Annotated in this window: 21 protein-coding genes; 18 read left to right on the top strand and 3 right to left on the bottom strand. The window is 48.0% G+C overall.

The features are described from left to right. Positions 1–32: 32 nt before the first annotated feature. From CVT49_02095 to CVT49_02065, 7 genes are all read left to right on the top strand, one after another. Positions 33–965 (top strand): hypothetical protein, encoded by a 933-nt coding sequence (locus CVT49_02095; GenBank protein ID PKK84634.1) that lies wholly within the window; start codon positions 33–35, stop codon positions 963–965. Continuing rightward, positions 934–2,349, top strand: coding sequence for an L-seryl-tRNA(Sec) selenium transferase (locus tag CVT49_02090; protein PKK84633.1), 1,416 nt, complete (start codon positions 934–936; stop codon positions 2,347–2,349). The genes CVT49_02095 and CVT49_02090 overlap by 32 nt, the downstream gene beginning before the upstream one ends. 1 nt (position 2,350) lies before the next feature. Next, positions 2,351–4,243, top strand: coding sequence for a selenocysteine-specific translation elongation factor (gene selB / locus CVT49_02085; protein PKK84632.1), 1,893 nt, complete (start codon positions 2,351–2,353; stop codon positions 4,241–4,243). Then, positions 4,206–5,825 (top strand): hypothetical protein, encoded by a 1,620-nt coding sequence (locus tag CVT49_02080; protein ID PKK84631.1) that lies wholly within the window; start codon positions 4,206–4,208, stop codon positions 5,823–5,825. The genes selB and CVT49_02080 overlap by 38 nt, the downstream gene beginning before the upstream one ends. A 245-nt stretch (positions 5,826–6,070) precedes the next feature. After that, the gene (locus CVT49_02075; protein ID PKK84630.1) at positions 6,071–7,396 is read left to right on the top strand and encodes a serine protease; all 1,326 of its coding nucleotides are present in this window, start codon (positions 6,071–6,073) and stop codon (positions 7,394–7,396) included. A gap of 19 nt (positions 7,397–7,415) precedes the next feature. Next, positions 7,416–8,183 carry a hypothetical protein gene (locus CVT49_02070; protein PKK84629.1) on the top strand — a complete coding sequence of 256 codons (768 nt, stop codon included), beginning with the start codon at positions 7,416–7,418 and terminating at the stop codon, positions 8,181–8,183. A 370-nt stretch (positions 8,184–8,553) separates the two neighbouring features. Beyond that, positions 8,554–9,042, top strand: coding sequence for a YbhB/YbcL family Raf kinase inhibitor-like protein (locus CVT49_02065; protein PKK84628.1), 489 nt, complete (start codon positions 8,554–8,556; stop codon positions 9,040–9,042). Between the two features lie 10 nt (positions 9,043–9,052). Here the strand turns inward: CVT49_02065 and CVT49_02060 are convergent, their stop codons facing one another. Next, positions 9,053–9,553 carry a hypothetical protein gene (locus tag CVT49_02060; protein ID PKK84627.1) on the bottom strand — a complete coding sequence of 167 codons (501 nt, stop codon included), beginning with the start codon at positions 9,551–9,553 and terminating at the stop codon, positions 9,053–9,055. Between the two features lie 247 nt (positions 9,554–9,800). On the opposite strand from CVT49_02060, the gene CVT49_02055 reads away from it, so the two are divergent. The 6 genes from CVT49_02055 (at position 9,801) to CVT49_02030 (ending at position 17,197) form a co-directional block, all read left to right on the top strand. Then, positions 9,801–11,615 carry an aspartate--tRNA ligase gene (locus tag CVT49_02055; GenBank protein PKK84626.1) on the top strand — a complete coding sequence of 605 codons (1,815 nt, stop codon included), beginning with the start codon at positions 9,801–9,803 and terminating at the stop codon, positions 11,613–11,615. Between the two features lie 23 nt (positions 11,616–11,638). After that, on the top strand, positions 11,639–12,619 hold the full coding sequence (locus CVT49_02050; GenBank protein ID PKK84625.1) for a phosphate starvation-inducible protein PhoH: 981 nt from the start codon (positions 11,639–11,641) through the stop codon (positions 12,617–12,619). A gap of 20 nt (positions 12,620–12,639) precedes the next feature. Further along, the gene (locus CVT49_02045) at positions 12,640–14,913 is read left to right on the top strand and encodes a hypothetical protein (protein ID PKK84624.1); all 2,274 of its coding nucleotides are present in this window, start codon (positions 12,640–12,642) and stop codon (positions 14,911–14,913) included. Further along, complete coding sequence (gene ybeY, locus CVT49_02040; protein PKK84623.1) at positions 14,913–15,335, top strand: rRNA maturation RNase YbeY; 423 nt, start codon at positions 14,913–14,915, stop codon at positions 15,333–15,335. The genes CVT49_02045 and ybeY overlap by 1 nt, the downstream gene beginning before the upstream one ends. Then, the gene (locus tag CVT49_02035; GenBank protein ID PKK84622.1) at positions 15,332–16,606 is read left to right on the top strand and encodes a hypothetical protein; all 1,275 of its coding nucleotides are present in this window, start codon (positions 15,332–15,334) and stop codon (positions 16,604–16,606) included. The genes ybeY and CVT49_02035 overlap by 4 nt, the downstream gene beginning before the upstream one ends. 219 nt (positions 16,607–16,825) lie before the next feature. Further along, the gene (locus CVT49_02030) at positions 16,826–17,197 is read left to right on the top strand and encodes a hypothetical protein (protein PKK84621.1); all 372 of its coding nucleotides are present in this window, start codon (positions 16,826–16,828) and stop codon (positions 17,195–17,197) included. A gap of 139 nt (positions 17,198–17,336) precedes the next feature. On the opposite strand, the gene CVT49_02025 is transcribed toward CVT49_02030, so the two are convergent. Then, positions 17,337–18,383 (bottom strand): hypothetical protein, encoded by a 1,047-nt coding sequence (locus tag CVT49_02025; GenBank protein ID PKK84620.1) that lies wholly within the window; start codon positions 18,381–18,383, stop codon positions 17,337–17,339. Between the two features lie 129 nt (positions 18,384–18,512). Continuing rightward, a complete protein-coding gene (locus CVT49_02020) occupies positions 18,513–19,553 on the bottom strand; it encodes a hypothetical protein (GenBank protein PKK84619.1) in 1,041 nt (346 codons plus the stop codon). A gap of 175 nt (positions 19,554–19,728) precedes the next feature. Between CVT49_02020 and CVT49_02015 the strand changes: the two genes are divergently transcribed. The 5 genes from CVT49_02015 (at position 19,729) to CVT49_01995 (ending at position 23,985) form a co-directional block, all read left to right on the top strand. Continuing rightward, positions 19,729–19,938 carry a hypothetical protein gene (locus CVT49_02015; GenBank protein PKK84618.1) on the top strand — a complete coding sequence of 70 codons (210 nt, stop codon included), beginning with the start codon at positions 19,729–19,731 and terminating at the stop codon, positions 19,936–19,938. Positions 19,939–20,123: 185 nt separating this feature from the next. Then, positions 20,124–21,449 (top strand): glutamine synthetase, encoded by a 1,326-nt coding sequence (locus tag CVT49_02010; GenBank protein ID PKK84617.1) that lies wholly within the window; start codon positions 20,124–20,126, stop codon positions 21,447–21,449. After that, the gene (gene gatA, locus CVT49_02005; protein PKK84722.1) at positions 21,449–22,885 is read left to right on the top strand and encodes an Asp-tRNA(Asn)/Glu-tRNA(Gln) amidotransferase GatCAB subunit A; all 1,437 of its coding nucleotides are present in this window, start codon (positions 21,449–21,451) and stop codon (positions 22,883–22,885) included. Before CVT49_02010 ends, gatA begins: the two co-directional genes overlap by 1 nt. After that, positions 22,886–23,680 carry a hypothetical protein gene (locus tag CVT49_02000; GenBank protein ID PKK84616.1) on the top strand — a complete coding sequence of 265 codons (795 nt, stop codon included), beginning with the start codon at positions 22,886–22,888 and terminating at the stop codon, positions 23,678–23,680. It begins immediately after the preceding gene. A 5-nt stretch (positions 23,681–23,685) separates the two neighbouring features. Further along, on the top strand, positions 23,686–23,985 hold the full coding sequence (locus CVT49_01995) for a hypothetical protein (GenBank protein ID PKK84721.1): 300 nt from the start codon (positions 23,686–23,688) through the stop codon (positions 23,983–23,985). Positions 23,986–24,079: the final 94 nt, after the last annotated feature.

Raw genomic sequence — 24,079 nt, 5'->3', positions numbered from 1 at the left:
CTTTTTTGAGCGCCCGACATTCTTTTCATAATATGAAGAAAATGAAGTTTTATTTTATACCGTATATTATCCTTGACGTATGTTTTTTTCTTCTGATTGCATGCGGAGATAAACCGACGGTGTCGGCGCCTCGTTTCAACGGCGAGAGAGCCTTTCAATATATCGAGAAACAGGTTTCATTCGGGCCGCGTGTACCCGGCAGTGAAAATAGCCGGAAATGTCGTGAATATCTGATGCAGTTCTTTGACAGTCTGGGTGCGGATATTAATACCATGCAATTCGTGCACAATGACAAGAGAACCGGAAAACCGATTGAGATGATTAATGTTTTAGCGTCATTCGCAGGATCCGACCCTGGTGATCAAAAAAAATATTTATTGGCCGCGCACTACGACAGCAGACCGCGCGCGGAGTACGATCCCGATTCGACCAAACGCGAGAATTGGATAGATGGAGCCAATGACGGTGCTTCCGGAGTGGCGGTCCTGATGGAACTGGCCAATCTGTTTGCTGTACAGAGGCCGCGTGTCGGTATCGACCTCGTGCTGCTGGACGGTGAGGATTACGGTCCGCCCGGACGCCTGGACGAATATTTCCTCGGTGCCAAAGAAATGGTTAAAAGAAATATCAAAGACAAGTACCATTTTGCTCTGGTCATCGACATGATCGGCGACCGTGATCTGAAAATTTACAGGGAAGAGTTTTCGAATAAATATTCATCTCAAGTGACTGATATGGTTTGGAAAATCGCCGCCAATCTTGGTGAGGCCGCCTTCGTCGATTCCGTCGGATATGCCATCCATGACGATCATCTCAGTTTTATGACCATAAGACTGCAGGCGGCAGTCATTATTGATTTTGACTATAAATACTGGCATACGACCGAGGATACTCCGGACAAGTGTTCGCCGCAGTCCCTTCAGTCGGTCGGTAATGTTGTCGCCAACCTTTTGTACAGATTATAATATGACTGAAAATATTATCAAATCGAAGCGCGATATTCCGGCCGTCGAAATCATGGCTTCGGATAAAGTCATCCTGGAAGCCGCTTCCGGACTGGCCCGGCCGCTTATTGTCGAAATCATTCGGACGACGATTGATAATTTCAAGCAGAATCTGGATGAAAGCTTCGAACCGATAAGCTATGACCGGTTTCGGGATATTATCATTGACAATATCAGGCTGATGAAATTGAAAAAAATCGGCCGTGTTATCAACGGCGCCGGCATCATGGTGCATACGAATCTGGGCCGGGCACCGCTTTCGGATACCCTGTTCGATAAGATCAAGAATCATGTCACCGGTTACGGCAATCTCGAATTCGATGTCGCCACGGGAAAGCGCGGGAAGAGAGGCATCCTTGCCGAAAAATATCTGTCGCTGATATCGGGGGCCGAGGCGGGCACCATTGTCAATAATAATGCGGCCGCCCTGTTTCTTATTCTGAATACCCTGGCCAACCGCCGGAAAGTTGTCATATCCCGCGGAGAGCTGGTCCAGATCGGCGGCGGTTTTCGCATACCCGACATCATCAGAAAATCAGGCGCCGGAATCATCGAAATCGGCACGTCCAATATCACTACCATTGATGATTACAAAAACGCGCTCGAAGCAAACCCGGCTCTAATCCTGAAGGTCCATAAAAGTAATTTCGCCGTTACCGGTTTCACCGAAGAGATCGACATCAAGGCGCTCGTTGCGCTCGGCAAAAAACATAATGTCCCGGTCGTCAATGACCTTGGCAGCGGCGTCCTGGTCGATACCACTGAGATCGCCGGAATCAAGGAACCGACCGTTCAGAATTCCGTGCGTGATGATGCCGATCTGACATGTTTCTCCGGCGACAAACTGCTCGGCGGATTCCAGGCCGGCCTGATTGTCGGGAAAAAGGAGTTGATTGACCGGATCAGGAAAAATCCCGTCTATCGCGCCATGCGCGTGGATAAAACCGTCTTTTCGGCGGTCGAAGAGATGCTTGGTTATTATCTGGACAATACCTGGAAAGAAAACATAAAATTGTGGCGGCTTGCGACAAGAAGTGAATCGGAGCTGTATCAAAAGGGACGTACCCTCCTGGATAAAATCGGAGCTGGAGATAAGATTTCGCTCGAGGGCTCACAGGGGGAAATGGGAGGCGGTGCTCTGCCCGGTGTCCCGCTTCCATCAGTGGCGCTGGTTTTCAACAGCCGGGTTTCTCCAGGCAAACTGGCGGCCATGTTCCGCGGCACCGAACCGCCCGTAATCGGAAGAATTTCCGAGAACCGCTTCATGATTGATTTGAAAGCGGTCGATGATGAAGATGCCGAAATACTTGTGAAAATCATAATAAGTCTGTCAGACAGAATTTGATATGTTTGTAATCGGAACCGCCGGACATATCGATCACGGGAAATCCGCAATAATTAACCGCCTCACCGGGATCGATCCCGATCGCCTGCCCGAGGAAAAAGAACGCGGCATGACCATCGACATCGGGTTCGCTCATTATGACACCCCCGACGGCCGCCGTATCGGCATTATTGATGTCCCCGGTCATGAGCGCTTTGTCCGGAACATGATTGCCGGAGCCGGCGGTATCGATGCCGTTATCCTGGTTGTGGCCGCCGATGACGGCTGGATGCCGCAGAGCCAGGAACATCTGCAAATCACAAAACTGCTTGGAATCAAGTACGGCCTTATCGCCATTAACAAGATCGATCTTGCCGAATCAAGTTGGCTCGATTTGGTGGAAGAGAATATCAGGGAAAAAGTCGCCGGTTCCTTTCTGCAGGATGCGCCGATTGTCCGGCTGTCGGCGATTACCGGTGAAGGCTTCGATAATCTCAAGGATGAGATCCTTAAATTAGCCGATCGCATTATCGAACGAGAGGATATCGGCAAACCAAGGTTATACATCGATCGCTCTTTCGTTCTTTCCGGCATGGGCGGAGTAGTGGCCGGGACGCTTCGAGGAGGAAAACTTGGTGTCGGCGATGAAGTCGGCATTTTCCCGGCGCGCAAAATCGGAAAAGTGCGCACTATTCAATCCCACGGCCGACAGATGGATCGGGCCGAACCGGGCCAGCGGACTTCGATCAGCCTGACCGGCCTTGATAAGGAATTTCTGCATCGAGGGGGAGTCATCTCAACCCCCCATATAATCCGCAGTTATCCGGATGGTAATGTTTTTGCGCTGTCGACCGCCGTTATTCCCGAATCCCCTGTCAGCCTCGATTCCGGCCGCAGGCTGCTGATGATTATCGGGACGACGGAGGTCGAAGGAGAAATCAGGATGGCCCATAATCCGATTATTCACCCCGGTCAGCAGGGCCTTCTTTTTTTCCGGCCGGAAGAACCGGTCCTGGCTTTTGTCGGCGATCGTTTTATCTTTCGCCTGCCGACCCCCCAGAGCACTGTCGGTGGCGGCATGATTCTTGACCATCTGGACAAGTTCCCGCGACGGCGCGAAATACCGGAGTTTCAGTATCTTGAGGACAGAGAGGACCTGACTCCTTACAATCTCGTTTACAGCGAATTGAAAAAATCGATTTTTATTAATAAAAACATCGATTTCATCAGTGCCGATTTTTCGCAATTGGAAATCGATCAGGCCGTGGCTAAATTGATCAGTCAAAGAAGAATCGACGAACATGACGGAAAGCACTACCTGATATCCGAAATAACCCCCGGTATTGATCTCGTGCTGTCGGCCGTCAAGAGTATTTTCGAGAGCCATCCTCATTATGACGGCATCGGGGTCGAGTTGATTTCCGCCAAAACGGGGAAAAAGGCGCAAAATCTGGGACCCATTCTGGATCTGATGTGCGGGAAAAAACAACTGATTAAGAAGAAAAATAAATATGATTTGCCGGGTCGATCCATAGACGTCAGGGGAGATGTTCAACAGGCTGCTCAGAAGATAGAAATGGAGTTGTATAAGGGAGGCTATGCCCCACCGACGGTGAAGGAATTGATTGGCAAGGAAGCTGTGCGTCGCGAAGCTCTGGAATTTCTCATTAATACCGAGAAGGTAGTAAAAATTGGACAGTTGCTTGTCTTTCATGTCGATCGCTGGAACGAAATTATTAAAATCATTCGAAGTATGCTTGACAGCGGTGAAAGTGTTTCGGTCGGGGTGCTGCGGGAAAAACTCAGCAATTCCCGGAAGTTTGTCGTGCCTATATTGGAGGAAACCGATCGCCTGGGCATAACCGAGCGGCAGGGTGATGTTCGTATCAAAGGAGAAAATTTTGAAAAAGAATAAACTATTCTTCAACGGCCTTATCTATATTCAGGCCGGTGAAAATATAACCGCCGATTCCATGGCTGTCTCCGGAAATAAAATAGTCGCCGTCGGCAAAAAGCTTCAAAGCGATCCCGATTTTGCCGGATTTGAGAAGTACGACCTGAAGGGCCATACCGTTATTCCGGGGTTTACCGATTCGCATACACATTTCTATTTCCTGGCCATGTCCCTGGGAAATGTGAAACTCGATGGCATGAAGACGATTGAAGAGACGCTTGAAGCCATCAGGAAACATGCCATAAAGCTGGGACGGGATGAGTGGGTTTTCGGCGAAGGATTTTCTCCCGACCGCTGGAAAAAATATGTCCTGCCGGATAAATTCATGCTCGACAACGTCACCGGCGGCCGTCCCGCGGCCTTCTTTTCCAAGGACCAGCATGTTATGTGGGTCAATTCCCGCGCCCTGGAACTGGCCGGTTACAATGCCCGAACACCCGAGCCGGAAGGCGGCCGCATCGATCGTCTTGACGGCCATGAACCGTCAGGTATCCTGCGCGAGATTCCCGCTTATTTCCCCGTGTTCAAGCTTTATAAGGGCCCGGCTCCATCCAAACGCCCCGCTCTATTCAATGAGGCCCTTAAGATGGCTTATGCCAAAGGTGTAACCGGTGTTCATTCTTTCGATGGGCCCGATGCGCTTGGTTTTTTTGACAAGCTTTCGCGCGAAAAGAAGCTTGGCCTCAGAATCAGCTATTACCCTCCCGCCGCCATGATTCCGGAGTTGCGAAAAGCCGGAATAAAGTACGGATATGGCAATGACTATTTCCGTATTTCAGGGATTAAAATATTTAGCGACGGTTCTCTGGGCAGTCAGACGGCTCTATGTTTTCAAAAATATATGGGCTCGAAGGAAAATTTTGGCGTCGAGACCAACCCAAAAGAAGTCCTGCTAAAGCATATCATTGGTGCCGCAGGGCTCAACCTGCCGACCGCCATTCATGCCATAGGCGATAAAGCCGTGTCCAACGTCCTTGACTGCTATGAGCAGGCCCCATCGCTACTGCCCGGGATCAGACGGCGCATCGAACATTTGCAGATGATTCGCCGATCCGACGTCAAGCGCCTTAAATCGCTCGGAGCCGTAGCTTCCATGCAGCCATCACATTGCCCTTCGGATATCAGTTTGATTGAGAAATACTGGGGCAAAAGAGGACAAAATTGCTTCATATTTAATACCCTCCTCAAACAGGGTATCCCTCTTACTTTTGGATCGGATGCGCCGATTGAAGTGCTTGATCCGATTGCCGGCATCGATGCCGCCGTCAATAGAAAGGCGCCCGGCAGGAAAGAAGTTTTTTATCCCGAGGAAAGAATCTCGGTTGCGCAGGCCGTCGATGGTTTTACCGCCGCCCCGGCTTATACCGTCAGTCGCGAGAATGAGTTGGGTCGTTTGCTCCCTGGATTCTTCGCGGATTTCGTGGTATTAACGGATAATATTTTTAAGGTTTCGCGAACCCGGATTAAAAATGTCAATATACTGGCCACTTTTTTTGACGGTAAACCTGTTTTCCTGAGAAAAGATAAGAGACTTTCCTTCTAAAGGCGCTCTGGCAATTAAAACTTTTATTTGACATTCTCATACTGCCTGCGCTAACTTGCCTATACAGTTACCGATGGGGTGCTGACAGATTTCATTATAAAATTAACCATTATGTATAGACAATTGATATGAAGAAGATGAAAGAGTTGCCTGGAATCGAACCGTTCGCGTAAATCTATGGCAGACTTAGTAAATATTTTCCGGGCATTAAGGTCTTATTAAAATAAATTCCGGATGGAGGCGTGATGAAAATAAAATGTCTTATAATATTACTTGTCCTTTTATATGCTTTACCGGTTGCGTCACAGGATGAAATGCCGCCGCCTGATTCGACCGATGAAATGAAGGCTCAGGCTGAATCATCGCTGGTATATATCCTTAATATCGATGGCGCCATCGGAACCGTAACCGCCGACCGTGTTATCGAGGCTGTCGAAATGGTCGAAGATGAAATGGCCGACCTGCTTTTGATTACCATGGATACCCCGGGCGGTTTCAATGAATCGATGTGGTCGATAACAAAGGCGATGATGAATTCATCCGTGCCGGTCGCCGTTTATATATCGCCCTCCGGCGCCAAAGCCGCTTCGGCGGGGGTATATATAACATATGCTGCCCATATCGCGGCCATGGCCCCCGGAACCAATATCGGCGCGGCTCATGTTGTCTCTATGGGGGGCGAAATGGATTCGGTCATGATGGAAAAGGTTATGAACGATGCCGTGGCCTCACTGAAGGCGATGGCTGAACGGCATGGGCGCAATGCGGAATGGGCCGAGGATGCCGCCCGTAAATCGGTTTCTATCACCAGCAAAGAAGCCCTCGAACTACATGTCATCGACCTGATTGCCGACGATGTCGATGATTTGCTTGAAAAAATCGATGGCTTCGAAGTGAACACCATACTCGGCAAAAAAGTCGTGCATACCGCAAACCCGGAAAAAATACCGATCAAGAAAAGTTTTATCCAGTCATTGCTCGACATTGTCTCATCACCCAACATTGTATTCATCTTGTTTTCCCTGGGCAGCATGGGCCTTGTTTTGGAGCTGTATAATCCCGGCGCGATTCTTCCCGGTGTCGTCGGAGGAATCTGTATTATTCTGGCGCTCTATGGAATGAGGACCCTTCCCATCAATTATGCCGGGGTTCTGTTAATATTATTTTCAATAATCCTTTTTATACTGGAGATTAAAATCGTGAGTCATGGCTTATTGACAATAGGTGGAGTAATCTCGATTATAATCGGCGGGCTGATGCTTGTCGATACCGCCGATCCGGAGCTGAAGGTGTCTCGCTCTATCATCTATACCGTGGCGATTGTCGTCGGCGCCTTTGTCATTCTCGCCTTCACACTGGCCTATAAAGCAAGGGTCGCCAGGCCGACAACCGGCGCCGAAGGCCTGATCGGGGTCACCGGAGTCGTTAAAACAAAAATCGATAAAACCGGCTATGTCTATCTGGCCGGGGAATTGTGGGAAGCTTTCGCTGACGAAATAATCGAAGAAGGCGAAGAAGTCATCGCTGTCGAAGTAAATAACCTGAAAATGAAAGTCAGAAGAAAAATCTAATTATAAAGGAAGGATTAAAATGGCTTTACCAAGTATTGTTGTTGGCCTGTTTTTGGCTCTTATCATCCTGACCAATGCCATCAGGATTTTGAAAGAATATGAACGGGGTGTCGTTTTCCGCCTGGGCCGTCTGATTGGCGCCAAGGGCCCCGGCATTATCCTGCTTATCCCGCTGGTCGATCGTATGACCCGGGTCGATCTGCGCACCATCACTTTTGACGTCCCGCCGCAGGATGTCATTACCCGCGACAACGTTTCCGTCAAGGTCAATGCCGTGCTCTATTTCCGTGTCATGGATCCCAACAAGGCAATTGTTGCCGTGGCCAATTTCTTCGAGGCCACTTCGCAGATAGCCCAGACCACCCTGCGTTCCATATTGGGCCAGGTGGATCTGGATGAGCTGTTATCAAACAGGGAAAAAATCAATCAGGAACTCCAGAAAATTATTGATCATCAAACCGAACCCTGGGGAATCAAAGTCTCCGTGGTCGAAGTCAAGAATGTCGATCTGCCGCCCGAGATGACCCGCGCCATTGCACGGCAGGCGGAGGCCGAACGTGAGCGGCGCTCCAAGGTAATTCATGCCGAGGGTGAGTTCCAGGCGTCGCAAAAACTTTCCGAAGCAGCCAAAGTTATTGCCACTGCTCCCCAGGCCATCATCCTGCGTATGTTGCAAACTTTGACCGAAATCTCTGTAAATAAAGGTTCAACAATTGTTTTCCCTATACCGATTGAACTATTGGAGTCATTCGCCTCATTTGGAAAACCGCGTGACAAGGTAGAATAAACAGCATCTTAGTGAAGATTCAGCGGCCGCCGGATTCATCCCGGCGGCCTTTTTACTCCATTCAATTCGCTTTTGTTATGTTTTACAATTTATTGAATTGGCCGAGGTATGTCTGAGATTTCGATGTAGTATATCTTATCAAGTATCTCCATTTTGGAGGTCCGGGATCCGTTTGTCCTTGACATTTCATCATAAATCAGCTTAATTAAAATATCAAATGGGAGGGAAGGACCCTCCCGTATCTTTATAAGGGAGCCCTAAAATGACAATCAGAGTATTTTTTATATCATTGTCTCTGATTTTTACATATATGACTGCTTACAGTATACAGGATGAAAATGTGAAGTCCTCTAAGCACGGGGAGGATCAAATGCAGCTATCCAGTCCTGCATTCAAGGATGGGGAAATGATTCCCCGGAAGTTCACCTGTGATAATGTTGATATTTCCCCGCAATTGTCAATTTCCAATGTTCCAAAGAAAACGAAATCGCTGGCTTTGATCTGTGATGATCCTGATGCGCCGATGGGTGTCTGGGTCCATTGGATCATTTTCAATTTGCCGCCGGGTATAACTGAACTGCCTGAGGGTATTTCCAGGGATATTTCGCCGGTTATTGGACCTGATTCCACTGTCAAAGTAACCCAGGGTATCAACGATTTCAGGCGGTTTGGTTATGGGGGGCCGTGTCCTCCCAGAGGATCGACGCATCGTTATTTCTTCAAGCTTTATGCGCTCGATATCCTTCTTGATTTTGACCGGCAACAGATCAGCAAAGGGATCAGCGCCGAAGTTTTGAGCCAAAAAATGGAAGGCCATGTTTTGGCCTCAACACAATTGATGGGAAAATATAAACGGTAAAACCGGGTGGTTATTCAACGCTTCTGAAAGCTCGAATTATATCAAAAGGTTTCTCAGCCTGCATCAATTCTTCACGGAATGATTCATATTGAAGACTTTCGGCGAGGGCTTTAAAAACTCGAAGATACAAATTGTCGTCATACGGCGGCGCCGCCATTATGAAAAACATATGGGTCGGCTGCTTGTCCAGAGAATCAAAATCATACCCGTCGGCATTACGGGCAAAGCCGAGAATAAATTCCTTTGCCTGCATACTCCGAATGTGAGGAATGGCTATCCCGTTACCGATGCCGGTTGTCGCTTTTCTTTCCCGGTTGATAAAATCAGTCAGCAATTTTGTATCATTGCCGGTTCGGCCCGAATTACCAATCAGTTTAACCAGCGCCGCCAGAATATGTTCTTTATTGCGCTGGCGCCATCGGACGGTCGAAGTTTCCTCTGACGGTTCTTCCAGATCGACCTGAAAATTCAGGTCAATCAAATCCTCTGATAAAAATCGCGATATATTCATATTCAATATAAATATCGGCCTTAAGCCGTTACACTTGAAGCAATTATACTATATGCCCGGCTTTTGTCAAGCCAATATTAGCCTCCTTTTTTCCAATCGTATAACAAAATCGTATAATTTCTGTTCCTATTGACATTTTGGTTATGTTTACTTAATTTCGACCGCTGAGCGTAATCATTGTATATTTAAATTGGCAGCTTATTTGCCGAACTAAATATTGAAACGATAAAAAGTTATTGGAGATTAATTGTATTCGTTCAAAAGCCTTAAGCGCACTCACAACTGCGGTCAATTAACCATTGAAAATGTCGGAGAGCAAGTTACTCTGAACGGCTGGGTCCAGGAGTATCGTAATCTTGGCGGATTGCTCTTCCTGGATCTTCGCGACCGCTACGGCCTTACCCAGGTTGTCTTCAATCCCGAAAAAGTCGCTGCGGTTGTTTTTGAAGCGGCCTCGAAAATGCGCCATGAATTTGTCATATCGGCTTCAGGTATCGTTAACCGCCGTCCCTCCGGAACCGAAAATGAAAAAATGAAAACCGGGCAAATCGAGGTTGCGGCCGACAAAATATCCCTGCTTTCGGATTCCAAGACACCGCCGTTTGAAATTGTCGATGACGTTGATGCCAGCGAAGTTTTGCGCCTTGAATACCGCTACCTCGATTTAAGGCGCCGCCCGCTTCAGGAAAGAATAAAAACCCGGCACCGCGCCGCCATGACCGTCCGAAATTACCTTTCGGCAAATGGATTTTTGGAAATCGAAACCCCTCTCCTGATTCGCTCCACTCCCGAGGGTGCGCGCGACTATGTTGTCCCCAGCCGGGTGCAAAAGGGCAAATTTTATGCTTTGCCCCAATCGCCGCAATTGCTCAAACAGATTCTTATGATTTCGGGATTCGACAAATATTTCCAGCTTGCCCGGTGTCTGCGTGATGAGGACCTTCGCTCCGATCGTCAGCCCGAACATACCCAGATCGATATCGAAATGTCTTTTGTCACCAGGGAAGATATCTTCGCCGTGGTTGAAGGCATGATGACCGACCTTTTTGATAAAGTGCTCGGCGTCAAATTGGAGACACCTTTCCCGCAATATGAATATTCCGATGCTATGAACCGCTGGGGTATAGATAAGCCCGATCTTCGCTTTGGAATGGAAATTAATGATATTACTGATATTGCCGGAAATACTGAATTCAAGGTTTTTTCGGACAATGTTAAAAACGGCGGCGTCGTCAAAGCCATCTGCCTGAAAGGCGGCGGCAATTATTCCCGCAAACAGATTGATGAGTTGACCGAGCTTGCGAAAAAACTTGGAGCCGGCGGATTGGCTTATATCCTGCGCCAGGAAGAGGGCGATAAATCTCCCATTTTAAAATTCATCGGCGACTCGGCCAAGGAGGATATCTTCCGTAGAGTCGATGCCCATACCGGCGATGCGGTGTTTATTATTTCCGATGCCCGCTTGAAAACGGAGATGATTCTCGGCCAGCTTCGCCTGCATCTTGGCCGATCCCATAAGCTGATCGACAGCGGCAGCTGGCGTTTCTGCTGGGTTCAGCATTTTCCGTTATTCGAGTATAACGAAGAGCATCAGCGGCTGGAAGCGATGCATAATATTGTCTCATTGCCGATTGAGGAGGACCTGCATTATCTGAACGAAGCGGCCGAAACCACCCTGCCGGTCAGCAGCGTCCACCACCCTCTCAGAAAAATAAGGGCCGAGCAGTATGACCTGGTGTTGAACGGGGTCGAATTGGCCTCAGGAAGTATTCGTAATCATCGGCGCGAGATGCAGCAAAAAATATTGAACATTCTGGGCATGAACGATGAGCGGGCCGAAAAAATGTTCGGTTTCCTTCTTCGCGCTCTGGAATACGGCCCGCCGCCGCATGGCGGTATCGCGGCCGGGCTGGACAGGATTGTTGCGCTGATGACCGGGACCGACAGCATCCGTGATGTCATCGCCTTTCCCAAAACGGCCACCGCCCAGTCGCTTATGGATGGCGCGCCGTCCGATATCGATTCCGAACAGCTCAAAGAGTTGGGCTTGCAAAAATCTTAGAATGGCTTATATTAAGGTTTGAGATGCAATCAAAATCGTTGGAAAAAATATCACAGACATATATGATCGAAGATATCGATCCTCGCTTGGTCTTCGGCCAAAATGATATTTATTTGAGAATGATCGAAAAGTCGTTCGTGGCATCCATTGTCGCCCGCGGCAATAAAATCATAGTCGAAGGCGGTCAGGACGAAGTCCGACAAATCATCGATCTTATCGAGGATCTGGTGACACGCGTTCGCCATGGAAATTATATTACCGAGCAATATCTTAACTACTCCATGGAAATGGTCCGGGAAGGTCAGGGGGGACCAGCTTCGATAATTGATGATGTCCAGACGCTGGCCCATCTGAAACGGGAGGTGCGCCCCAAAACCGTCGGGCAGAAACTCTACTTGAACACTATCAATGATAATGATATCGTCTTTTCGATCGGCCCGGCCGGCACCGGAAAAACCTATCTGGCTGTTGCTGTCGCTGTCGCCGCTCTCAAAAATAAACGCGTTAATCGAATTGTCCTGGTGCGTCCGGCCGTTGAGGCCGGCGAATCACTGGGTTTTCTTCCGGGGGATATCCGGGCCAAAGTCGATCCTTATCTCAGGCCGGTCTATGACGCTCTCCATGAGATGATGCAGGCCGAGAAAATCAAGAAACTGATCGACCTCGGCATCATCGAAATTGTCCCGCTCGCTTTTATGCGCGGGCGGACATTGAATAATACTTTTGTCATTCTCGATGAGGCCCAGAATACCACCCCGGCGCAGATGAAAATGTTTCTGACCCGCCTGGGCGAGGGTTCCCAGGCCGTTATTACCGGAGATATTACTCAGATCGATCTCGACGAAAATAAATCCTCGGGCCTGGTCGTCATTCAGAAAATTTTAAAGGACGTCAGCGGCATTGAATTTGTATATTTAACCGACAAGGATGTCGTGCGCCATCCGTTGGTGCAGAAAATTATTCGTGCTTATGAAAAGTACGAGAAGAAACGTCGAAAGGGGTAAAGAGGGACCTCCCCGGACATATGTACAAAGTCCTGATAAGATTAAAAAGACTGATCAAAAGGTTTCTGAAGGTCAAGGCCGAAACGCGTCAGCTGCCGACCACGCGCACCAGCAGTAAAATAAATAAATATTTGATGGTGCTGCTGGTATCCGCCGCCATCGCTTTTCTATATCCGGTCGAAAATTTCCTCCGACCCTTTGACTTTCCTCGCAAAGGCGAAATCTCCCAAAAGGATATTTTAGCGCCGTTACAGTTTACGATGCTTAAAACGAGCGATGAATTGCGCGAGGAGAAGGAATCCGCCGCCAATGCCATTCCTACCATTATTGAATGTGACACCGTTATAGTCGATTCCACGCTTCAGAATTTCGACCGCTTTATGAGTCGCGGAAGACAAGTTGCCGGAATCATCGATTCCCTGATGAAATCGCAACGGCTGCCTCCCCAAACCTTGGACTCCATTGTCGATTCGTTAAAGCAGACTTATATGCTGGAATTTCCATCGATTCGACCGGCCACCTTCGAAAAACTTCTTAAAAATCAGAGCATTAATTTTACTAAATCCATAATTGAAGATATCTTGAAAAATCAAATATACTATACCGGCGTCCTGCCTGATCGAAGCGGCCTTCCGGAGGCAAAAAACCGTTCTGTTATCGTGAGAATCGGAAATCGCGAAATATTCATGGTTCGTGACAAGCTTCTGGATCTGTCACTGGCCTATGTCAATCTCCTGGCGGCATTGAACAATCGCTACCTGATCGACTCTTTCAATGTCGATGAGTACTATGAATACGGCCGTGATTTTATTGTTCCCAATCTGACCGTTAATATCGAAGAGATGAACACCCGCCGTCTGAATGCCATGAATGAGATTTCCGATACCAGTGAGGTTGTTGCCGTCGGTGATGTCATCGTTCGCGCCGGATCCCAGGTCACCCCGAGACAGGAAAAAATTCTGGAGGAGATGTATCGTCAGGAAAAAGCTTTGTCCGAAGAGAAAAACTGGCTGACGCCCTTGATTCCCGCGGTTGTACGATTTCTGCTTATCATCGCCTGTTTCCTCGCTCTATATCTCTACCTTTACTATTTCCAGCAGAAAATCTATATGTCCAACCCCAAATTGCTGGCCCTGTTCTTCGTTTATGGTCTGGAGCTGATCCTGATATACTTTATCGGCCTGAGGTGGGACTTGTCCATCTATCTGTATCCGGTGGCCATATTCGCCATTTTGATAACCGTCCTCTTCGATGCCGAGGTCGGCACCTTTAATATCTTTATTCTGGCGCTGCTTCTCGGAATATTACAGCGGTTCAATTTTTCGATATCATTGATCGCCGTTATCGTCGGCCTGGTATCCTGCTATTCCATTCAGAAGGTCCGCCATCGCTCCGATTTCTTCAAAGCGGTACTTTATCTGTTGCTCACGTACACGGCCATGATCTTTATCCTTGAATCCTTTAAGGTGGTGCAGGGAGAAAAATTACTTAACCTGCTTGGCTTCGGCTGGGCCAATGCCGTCCTGTCGCCGCTTCTGGCCATGGGTATATTGCCCGTATTCGAATCACTATTCGGTTTCACCACTAATATCACTCTGCTTGAGTTGTCCGACCTTAATAATCCGCTTCTCAAACGGCTCGCTCTGGAAGCACCAGGGACATTTCATCATTCGTTCCAGATCGGCAACCTGGTCGAGGCGGCCGCCAAGGCTATCGATGCCAACCCGCTGTTGGCCAGGGTCGGCGCGTATTACCATGATATCGGGAAAATGGAAATCCCCGAATATTTCGTCGAAAACCAGCTGGGTATAAAATCGAAACATGAAAGTCTTACGCCGACCATGTCGGCCATTGTTTTGGTCTCGCACCTGAAGAAGGGAAGACAGATCGGGGAAGAGGCCGACATTCCCGATGAGGTCCTCAATTTTATCGAGGAACATCATGGGACGATGATTATGACCTATTTTTATAATAAAGCCAAAGAAATGGGGGTAGCTAATCCGCCCGAAGATGAATTCCGTTATCCCGGCCCGAAACCACAGACAAGAGAAACCGCCATCGTGATGCTGGCCGATTCGGTCGAGGCCGCCAGCCGGACCCTGACCGATCCCAAACCGGCACGAATCAGGAACCTGGTGCAAAATATTATAAATGACCGTTTTCAATCGGGTGAACTCGAGGAATGTCCGCTGACGTTGAAGGATCTGGCCATGATTCGTGAATCATTCACGCAGGTCCTTATCGGCGCCTTCCACCACCGCATCGAGTATCCCGACAAGGATGAGAAAAAGTAATGCAGATAAATATCATATCAGAATCGAACCGCCGCATTCCCCGCAAGTCGATCATAAAATTGATCGAAATGATCGAAGAAGACGAGGAACCCCCGGACAGTACGGTCAATCTCGTCTTCATCCGCGACCGCCGCATGGCCGTCCTCAACCGGGACTTTCGCGGGAAGAAGGGGGCGACCGATGTTCTGTCATTCAATATCGATGATGAGCCGGGGGAGGATGCCGTGTTCGGCGAAATCTATATTTCCACCGACACCGCCGCCCGAAATGCCGACGACGACGGCGTCAGTTTCCGGGACGAAATTCAGCATCTTTGCTGTCATGGATTCCTGCACCTGCTTGGCTACGACCACATGAAAAAGCGCGATGCCGAACTTATGCAGGCGACAGAGAAATATTATCTGGGGAGGATGAGCCGATGATTATTGCGGCTTATATCCTCATGGCGGGTCTGATCTTTTACATCGGTTATGTCCTTGCCTTGTACTCATCGGTGGCCTATATCGAACCGGAACGCATCGAACATGTTGCCGAACGATTGTCCGACTTTCGCAAAAAACATCTGACCGAGATTCTCGAGTCGCCGCGAATTTCTATCCAGTTGATCATTGTCTTTAAGTCATTGGCGCTCCTTTTGCTGACCTTTCTGGCGATCCTCGCCGCCGACTATTTCATAGACACGTTTAATTTTCGTGTCAGTGTCACTTATGCCGCTGTCCTGGTTACGGTCTGGGCGCTTTATTTGATATTCTTCGAAATCCTGCCGCGGCGCCGGGTGCTCCGGCTGGGTGACCGGCAAATCGTCAAATATTTGCCGCTTTATGTCGGCATATATATTCTCTTCAAACCGATCGTCATGATTTACGGCCAAATTTTTGTTCATGACAAGAATCAGAAGATTCCCGACGAACAGAAGGAAGATATTATCGAACGGGCCCTCGAAACCCTCGCCGACCAGGCCGGTGTCTCCGAGTCGATGATCGAGGAAGACGAAAAAGAGATGATCGGCCAGATATTTCAGCTCGATGTCACCGAAGTGCGCGAGGTGATGGTGCCGCGCGTGAATATTAAAGGCATCGACCGAAAAACCGGTATCGATGATATCCGGTCACTGACCCGCGATGTCGGCTACTCGCGCTATCCGGTTTATGACGACACCATCGACAACATCATCGGTATCCTCTATGTCAAGGATCTCTTTACCGGTTTCACGAACGGCACCGCCACATTCGATATCACCAATTACATGCGCGAGCCGCACTTTGTCTCGGAGAAAAAGAAAATCAGTGATCTCCTGGCCGAGTTCAAGGCCAACAAGGTGCATATCGCGATTGTTGTCGATGAATTCGGCGGCACGGCCGGATTGGTTACGCTGGAGGACATTCTCGAAGAGATCGTCGGCGAGATTCAGGACGAACATGATTTCGAAAATGAAGCCATTATCCGCCTGTCCGACAATTCTATCCGCGTCGATCCCGGTCTGGCCATCGAGAAGCTGGCCGAAGAGTTCGATCTCGACTATGACCTCGGCGAATTCGAAACGGTCGGCGGGTTGATCTATGATCTGGTCGGCTCGGTGCCGACCGCCGGGACCGTCCTGCGCTGGAAGGATATCCTGCTGGAAGTCGAGCGGACCGAGGGCCAGCGCATTATTTCGGTCAAAGCGTGGGTCAAACGGGACACCGGCGATTAGTATCGATCATTTTACAAGTCATGATATTTTATTCTGCTGTATTTCGTAATTCGCCCAAACAACTTCAACATAGTGGACGTAACATATCCACGATGATGGGTCTGCTTTGAGAAATTAATTCGTCGGGCCCATGATTGCATATTACTGTAAATCGAGAAGGTTGCAGATTTGTATTATGCGCCTTCGCGTTGAAAACCTCAGCAAAAGGAAAATAATGCCATGAAATTAAAAAAAGAGGAAATACCGGTCGCTCTGAAATTACCTGTCGCCACATTTCGCGTATCCGAATGGGACGATATGGCGGTGGCCTATGTCAAACTGGCAGCCGGCGCGGATGCCACCCCTCTGCTCGAGGGACTTCAGGGTGATAAATGCCAGTGCCCGCATTGGGGTTATATGCTTGAAGGAGCTATCCACGTCCGTTACTCCAATGGTGACGAAGAAGTATGTAAAGCGGGTGAGATGTTCTACTGGCCCGCCGGGCATACGGTCTGGGTGAAGGAAGATACTGCCTTTGTCGAGTTCAGCCCTAAAAAGGAACTGAAGAAAGTTTATGACCATATCGGCAATAAAGTAGCCTCGGTTTCTTAACGGTTTTATTGTTTGCCGAGTCGGCCCAATTGGTTTGAGAAGGCGCCGATAACATTACGGGATGCCTGAGATTTTTACGGAAATGTCAGGTTTCTCGCTTATTCGCCCGCGCTCATGCACCCGGAACCGCGACCTGCGCTCACTCATATCTATGCAGAATAACGGTTGTGTCTTTGGGATCGAATTTGGGATGCCAGTCCTGATAGGGAAGTCTGGGATATTTCTCTTTTGAAACGTGGCCGAAATTATTCCCACCACAATAGCGAAGCTTGCCATCGTCGTCAAATATAAATCCGCATGCAATGCTCTGGCGTTGATATTTTCTCTCGCTGTTCAAAGAGCGGTCATTGAAAACAAGGTTTATACTACATCTCTCTCGCGCAAGTCTCGGCACAAACTTTACCGGGATGACGAGATTATCCCCCGCCGGTATATTAAAATTAATATTCTTTGATTCAAAAGATATATCTGTACTGTTTGTTCCTATCGCAATATCATATTGAGGAGTAATATGTGAATTCGCATGAAGATTAAAGATAATGGTGGAGGTGTCATCGATATGAGGAATGGGGGTAATAATCATATCATAATCACATAATTCCAAGCCCCGTCTATCAGAAAATTGCGGGAAATGCAATGTGTCTGGCGTTATGAAGACAGCCCTAGATACTGAACAAGATGGGCCCATATCAAGTTGGTTTAAATATTGCAACTCGCCATTTTCATCTATACACCATTGAAAGGAAATTCCCCGGTTGAGCATCATATCCGGGACAGGGACTTTTCCGATACAGTTGTTAGCCAGGACCATTGTCCACCTGCCGGCCATCAGAGGAATGAATTCAAAAGAACCGGAATATCTGTCACCGCGTTTATGCGGACCGGGCCAGTTGAACAAAGTATCACCTATCACCCTTGCGACATTATCATGATTTAAAAGCCTTATTTGCCAATTACTGACCTCAACCTGATTAATATCTTCACGAACCGCCTCAAGTTCAAAATTCACTCTCGTAGTTTTTAATGGCTGAGGAAGAGACTGGAACTCAAAAGTGCCGACATAAGCCCATCGCGGAGGCGGTGAAAAGTGATAGATTGTTGTATCAAAGACAATTGTCTGATTGATCTGCCCAAAGGTCATTGAACAAATAAAAAGAAAGACAAATAAAGCAATATTAGTTCGCATGAGTCAGTCTTTAGTGTTAATCAGGCCAATTTCTTCAAAAAGATCTTCATTGAGCGATATTATTTATACATAAATAATACCAATAAGTGCCATATAAAATTATCAGGAGATTCGGTTGCCACCCAGGTCTCAATGCTCACACCTGTTCAGATAAACGGAGGTATCCTTGCGATCATATTGAAGATACCATTCCGGATAGGGAAGCTTGGGATATTTATCTTCCGGAACGTGGCCAAAATTACTACCGCCGCAATAACGCAGGTTGCCATCATTGTCAAAAATAAAACCGCAGATAATGCTTTGGTGTTCATATTTTCGGTCGCTATTAGATGAGCGGTCATTAAAATCGAGATTGATGCTGCAAATTTGCTGCGCTAGTCTGGGGATGAATTTTATTGGAATAATGAGACTATCCCCAGGGTACATTACATAATTTATATTACATGGCTCGTATGAAATATCAGCGCTACTTGTTCCAATCGCAATATCATAATACGGAGTGACAAGTGAATTTGCATGAAGGACATAAATGATGGTCGAAGTGTCATCAATATGCGGAATTGGTGTAACAAATATGTCATAATCACATAATTCTGAACCTCGTAAATAAGTAAATTGCATTATATGTAATGTGTCAGGGGTTATAAAGACAGCTTTAGCAATGGAGCACCATGGGCACGAATCAATTTGATCCAGATATAGTAATTCGCCATCCTCGTTTAGACACCATTGAAAGGAAATACCATGATAAATCATCATTTCTGGGATGGGCACTTTTCCTGTACAATTGTTTGTCAGGACCATTGTCCACTTATCAGACATTAGAGGGATAAACTCTATATAACCAGAATATTTGTCGCCGCGTTTATGTGGACCCGGCCAATTGAATAAAGTATCGCTGAGCATCCTTGCGACATTGTTATGATTTAACAGTCTTATTTGCCAATCCGTTGCATCATCGCGAATTGCCTCCAATTCGAAATTGACAAGAGTCTTTTTCAAGGGTTGGGGAAGAGAATTAAACGCAAATGTACCCACAAAATCCCAATGTTCTTTATCAGAACCTGAAGCCGGATACCTTGTAGTATCAAAAACAATTGTCTGATTGATCTGGCCAATGGCAATTGGACAGATAAAAAACAAAAGAGACAGAAACAACTTAATTTTCATTATTTCCCTCCAAATTGACAACAACGGACTCTTGAGATGATTTTCATTATATTGATATATTTTATACACACAGTCTTCGCAATGGTGTCGATAATTTATCGGATTATATATAATTCTCCTGTTTTGTGGATGGGGCAGATGGGGCATCGCCGCGGCGGGCCGCCCACAAAAATAGATGTTGTCGGAAGTGTTGGCAGAACCACTGCATCCCACATTGGCGGGATTTCGGGTTCTGCCCTACCGGGACCTGCCGAAACATCGGAAAGTGGATTTCCGCCTTCGCGGAAATGACAAATGGGCGGTTATGATAGGCAAGGGAATTCTCGCCAGAGTTAATCCGCCGGGACGGGCGGGAATGACATCATCTGTTTATAGCGACCCGTAAAGATAATCTATTTTCTCCAAGTGCCTTAGGTGTTTTTTGCCGGTTTTGATAATTCTTCGCAATAATGAAGATTTAATCAAATATAATCCCCAAAAATCCGTTTAATTGTTTTCTTGTTTTTAAATTGCGTTGGGGGTTATAATTTATAAATTGCCTCTTTCAAAATTTAATTGGAGGGCGCTGCGGTGACCAAGTCCAAAGAGGATATTTTAAGGATTATCAGTGATTCCGAAGTTCACTATGTCAGACTGAATTTTACCGACATTCTGGGACGGTTGAAAGGTATTGCGATTACTAATTCGGAAGTTGAAGCGGTGCTTGAACGCGGGCAGGGATTCGATGGCTCCTCGATTGAGGGTTTTGTGCGGATAGAGGAATCTGACCTGATCGCCGTGCCCGATTTGCGGACATTCCGGATTATGCCGTGGGAAAACGGCGGCCAGAAAACAGCTATGATGTTCTGCGATATTCAGAACCCGGACGGCACTCCGTATGAAGGCGACCCGCGCTGGGTGTTGCGGCGGGTACTAAGCAAGCTGGAAAAGAAGAAACGTATTTTCTATACCGGGCCGGAGCTGGAATATTTCTATTTTGCCAGTGAAACCGAGGCCGAGCCGATAGACCGTTCGGGTTATTTCGATTTCGGGCCGGCCGATCTGGGCACGCAGCTGCGTAAATACACCAGCGCCGCGCTGGAGTTTATGGGTGTGCCGGTGGAATGCTCGCATCATGAAGTCGCCCCCAGTCAGCAGGAAATAGACCTGAAATACCAGGAAGCGCTGGTGATGGCCGATTTTGTGCAGATTTACAAGTATGTTGTCAAGGAAGTCGCCATGCAGAACGACGTGCACGCTTCCTTCATGCCCAAGCCGATTTTTGGCGAAAATGGTTCCGGTATGCATGTCCATATGTCGGTATTCGAAGAAGGGCGCAACATATTCTATGACGGCAAAAACCCATATAATCTGTCCGAGTTTGCACGTTATTTCACGGCCGGTATCCTTAAGCATGTCAAGGAAATGGCCCTGATACTCAACCAGTGGGTCAACTCCTATAAGCGACTGGTGGTCGGCTATGAAGCCCCGGTTTATATTTCATGGGGAACGCGCAACCGCTCCAGTCTGATCCGGGTGCCGATGTTCAAATCGGGGCACGCCGAATCGACGCGCATCGAACTGCGCTCGCCCGACCCGGCCTGCAACCCGTACCTGGCCTTTGCAGTAATGCTGGCCGCCGGACTGGCCGGTGTTGAAAACAAGTATGAATTGCCCGATCCGATCGAGCAGAATATTTTCACAATGACCAAAAAAGAGCGCCAGGCGCTCAATATCGATGCCTTGCCCGATTCGCTGGAGAACGCTATCAAGGCCATGAAGGATTCGAAGCTTCTTCGTGAAACACTGGGCGATCATATTTTCGATGCCCTGATCGCCAACAAAAAAGTCGAGTGGGACGGCTATCGGGCCAGCGTAACCGATTATGAGTTAGACAAGTATCTGTCATTTTTATGATGCCTGACTATGGACAAGCGGCTGCTAAAGACATAACCGACGGATTGCAGAAGAAAAGATTTTCTGCCGTTGAGCTATGTCGCGCCGCGCTGTCCGCTGTCGAGGAAAAAAATCATAAGCTGAATGCCTTTATCACGGCGACCGAAAGTCTCGCCCTGAAGCAGGCCGAACAGATTGACCGCAAAATCAGCCGGGGTGAAAACCCCGGCTTTCTTGCAGGTGTTCCGATCGCCATCAAAGATAATATCTGTTTGACCGATTATCCGACCACCTGTGCCTCAAAAATTCTCGAAAATTTTATCCCACCCTTTAATGCCACCTGTATCGAACGGCTTGTCGATGCCGGCGCCGTTATTGTCGGTAAGGCCAATATGGATGAATTCGCGATGGGTTCCTCCAACGAGACTTCCTATTTCGGCCCGACGCTTAATCCGCATGGCGAGAATCTGGTACCGGGCGGCTCATCGGGCGGTTCGGCGGCAGCGGTAGCGGCCGGCATGGTTCCGGTCGCGCTCGGCTCCGACACCGGCGGCTCGATCCGTCAGCCGGCGGCATTTTGTGGTATTTATGGCCTGAAACCGACCTATGGGGCAGTCTCGCGTTATGGGCTGGTGGCCTTTGCGTCATCGATGGATCAAATCGGGCCGATGGCTCGCAATATAGATGATCTTGCGGCGCTCTTTTCGGTTATTGCCGGGTTCGATGAGAATGACGCCACTTCCGCAAAACATGATTACTCCGGCATAACAGGCAATCTGGATGTTGACATAAAATTCCGGATCGGCTTGCCGCGGTCATTTTTTAAAGAGGGAATCGACAGGGAGATCGAAAATATATTCGAACAGGTCGTTTCAAGATTAATTGATGACGGGCATCAGCTTGTCGAAATCGATCTGCCGCATATCAACCTGGCCATTGCGACTTATCATGTGATTGCCAACGCCGAAGCTTCATCCAATCTTGCCCGGTATGATGGTGCCCGATATGGGTTGCGTATTAATGATGATGAGCCGGGTGAAATGATGTGCCGGACCAGAAGTGAGGGATTCGGGCGGGAAGTCAAACGGCGGATTATTCTGGGGACCTATGTTCTGTCGGCCGGTTGTTGTGAGGCGTATTATAACCGCGCTACTCAGTTAAGGAATCTGATAAGGAATGATTTTGCCGAAGCTTTTAATGAGGTCGATTTGATCCTTACTCCGACAACACCGACGGCTGCTTTCAAAATAGGGGAGAAGATACATAATCCGCTGGATATGTATCTTTCGGATATTTTCACGGTGCCGGCCAATCTGGCCGGTATTCCGGCCATATCTATTCCGTATGGAAAAGTCAATGATGGGCGTCCGGTCGGGATTCAGCTTATGGCGGGCATGTTTGATGAGCTGTCGCTGTTTCAGATCGGGCGATGTATTGAAAGGATGACCGGAGAATAAATGCCATACTTTAACTCGGAAAATATTCGCATTTACTATGAGATGTCGGGAAGCGGAGAGCCGCTGGTTCTGTTGCATGGTTTCTCGCTTGATCGGCGAATGTGGCGGTATCAAATTGAATCTTTTACAGAAAAATATACGGTGATAATTTCGGATGCCCGGGGACATGGCTTGTCGGATGCTCCTTCGACCAATTATGCCCGCGAGGATAGAACCAGTGATCTTGAAAATCTGGTGAGGCATCTTGGCTTTGATCGGTTTCATTTGCTTGGATTTTCCATGGGTGGCGGCGATGCAATGGCTTATGCCATCGATCATCAGGAAAAGCTTCTCTCGCTGACCCTGGCCGCGACAGTTGCCGCCGGATGGCGGCCCCCAAAAAGATTTCGCGATTTTGCGGCTCCGGCCAGGGAGAAAGGGGTGGTGGAAGCAAAACGGCAATATATGGAGTCGATTCTGTCATATTATGACAGGAAACATACGCATCTTCGGAAAGAAATGGAAGAGATGATGAATGATTTCGGCGGGGCACCCTGGCTCGACCCGATGAAAGGTAAATATATAAAGCGAGATGATATCAGTCTTTGTAATAGGTTAAGAATTCCGACCCTGGTCGTTGTTGGTCAGCGAGATATATTTTTCAGGCCACTGGCCGAGCAGCTTTCCGGCTTGATAGAACATGCAAAGCTTGAGATTATCAAAGAGGCGGGGCATATGGTAAATATGGAGGCGCCCGATCAATTCAATGCGGTTGTTATTGATTTTCTTGAAAAATGTGAATGCAAAAATGAATAATGATGATGGCTAATGCGAAAACAATAGATGGTTTTGAGGTGAATATCGGGCTTGAGGTGCATGCCCAATTGAATACCGCCTCCAAAATATTCTGCGGCTGCAAAGTTGCCTATGGCGCCCCGCCGAACAGCCTCACCTGCCCGGTTTGTCTGGGTCTGCCGGGGGCGTTGCCGGTGCTCAATCAGAAAGCGGTCGATTACGCCATTATGATGATTCTGGCGGTGGGCGGCGATGTCAAAAGTCAGTCGCTGTTCGCGCGGAAAAATTATTTCTATCCCGATCTGCCCAAAGGGTACCAGATGTAATGCTCCCCATTTAGCAAGCCTTTTCTAAGAGAGTCCTCGTGGTTAAGTTATAGGTTTCTGCCATTTGATTTGGCGTGCGATAGCCCAGCGCCGA

It is taken from the genome of candidate division Zixibacteria bacterium HGW-Zixibacteria-1, from assembly GCA_002838945.1.
GTDB lineage: Bacteria > Zixibacteria > MSB-5A5 > GN15 > PGXB01 > PGXB01.
The sequence above is the reverse complement of the archived record's forward strand: the minus strand, read 5'-3'. Positions and strand labels throughout refer to the sequence as shown.

Excerpts from the sequence above, each read along its gene's own strand:
- CVT49_02095 (PKK84634.1), top strand. The coding sequence starts at position 33 with ATGAAGAAAATGAAGTTTTATTTTATACCGTATATTATCCTTGACGTA.
- CVT49_02090 (PKK84633.1), top strand. The coding sequence starts at position 934 with ATGTTGTCGCCAACCTTTTGTACAGATTATAATATGACTGAAAATATT.
- selB (PKK84632.1), top strand. The coding sequence starts at position 2,351 with ATGTTTGTAATCGGAACCGCCGGACATATCGATCACGGGAAATCCGCA.
- CVT49_02080 (PKK84631.1), top strand. The coding sequence starts at position 4,206 with ATGTTCGTATCAAAGGAGAAAATTTTGAAAAAGAATAAACTATTCTTC.
- CVT49_02075 (PKK84630.1), top strand. The coding sequence starts at position 6,071 with ATGAAAATAAAATGTCTTATAATATTACTTGTCCTTTTATATGCTTTA.
- CVT49_02070 (PKK84629.1), top strand. The coding sequence starts at position 7,416 with ATGGCTTTACCAAGTATTGTTGTTGGCCTGTTTTTGGCTCTTATCATC.
- CVT49_02065 (PKK84628.1), top strand. The coding sequence starts at position 8,554 with ATGCAGCTATCCAGTCCTGCATTCAAGGATGGGGAAATGATTCCCCGG.
- CVT49_02060 (PKK84627.1), bottom strand. The coding sequence starts at position 9,553 with ATGAATATATCGCGATTTTTATCAGAGGATTTGATTGACCTGAATTTT.
- CVT49_02050 (PKK84625.1), top strand. The coding sequence starts at position 11,639 with ATGCAATCAAAATCGTTGGAAAAAATATCACAGACATATATGATCGAA.
- CVT49_02045 (PKK84624.1), top strand. The coding sequence starts at position 12,640 with ATGTACAAAGTCCTGATAAGATTAAAAAGACTGATCAAAAGGTTTCTG.
- ybeY (PKK84623.1), top strand. The coding sequence starts at position 14,913 with ATGCAGATAAATATCATATCAGAATCGAACCGCCGCATTCCCCGCAAG.
- CVT49_02035 (PKK84622.1), top strand. The coding sequence starts at position 15,332 with ATGATTATTGCGGCTTATATCCTCATGGCGGGTCTGATCTTTTACATC.
- CVT49_02030 (PKK84621.1), top strand. The coding sequence starts at position 16,826 with ATGAAATTAAAAAAAGAGGAAATACCGGTCGCTCTGAAATTACCTGTC.
- CVT49_02025 (PKK84620.1), bottom strand. The coding sequence starts at position 18,383 with ATGCGAACTAATATTGCTTTATTTGTCTTTCTTTTTATTTGTTCAATG.
- CVT49_02020 (PKK84619.1), bottom strand. The coding sequence starts at position 19,553 with ATGAAAATTAAGTTGTTTCTGTCTCTTTTGTTTTTTATCTGTCCAATT.
- CVT49_02015 (PKK84618.1), top strand. The coding sequence starts at position 19,729 with ATGTTGTCGGAAGTGTTGGCAGAACCACTGCATCCCACATTGGCGGGA.
- gatA (PKK84722.1), top strand. The coding sequence starts at position 21,449 with ATGCCTGACTATGGACAAGCGGCTGCTAAAGACATAACCGACGGATTG.
- CVT49_02000 (PKK84616.1), top strand. The coding sequence starts at position 22,886 with ATGCCATACTTTAACTCGGAAAATATTCGCATTTACTATGAGATGTCG.
- CVT49_01995 (PKK84721.1), top strand. The coding sequence starts at position 23,686 with ATGGCTAATGCGAAAACAATAGATGGTTTTGAGGTGAATATCGGGCTT.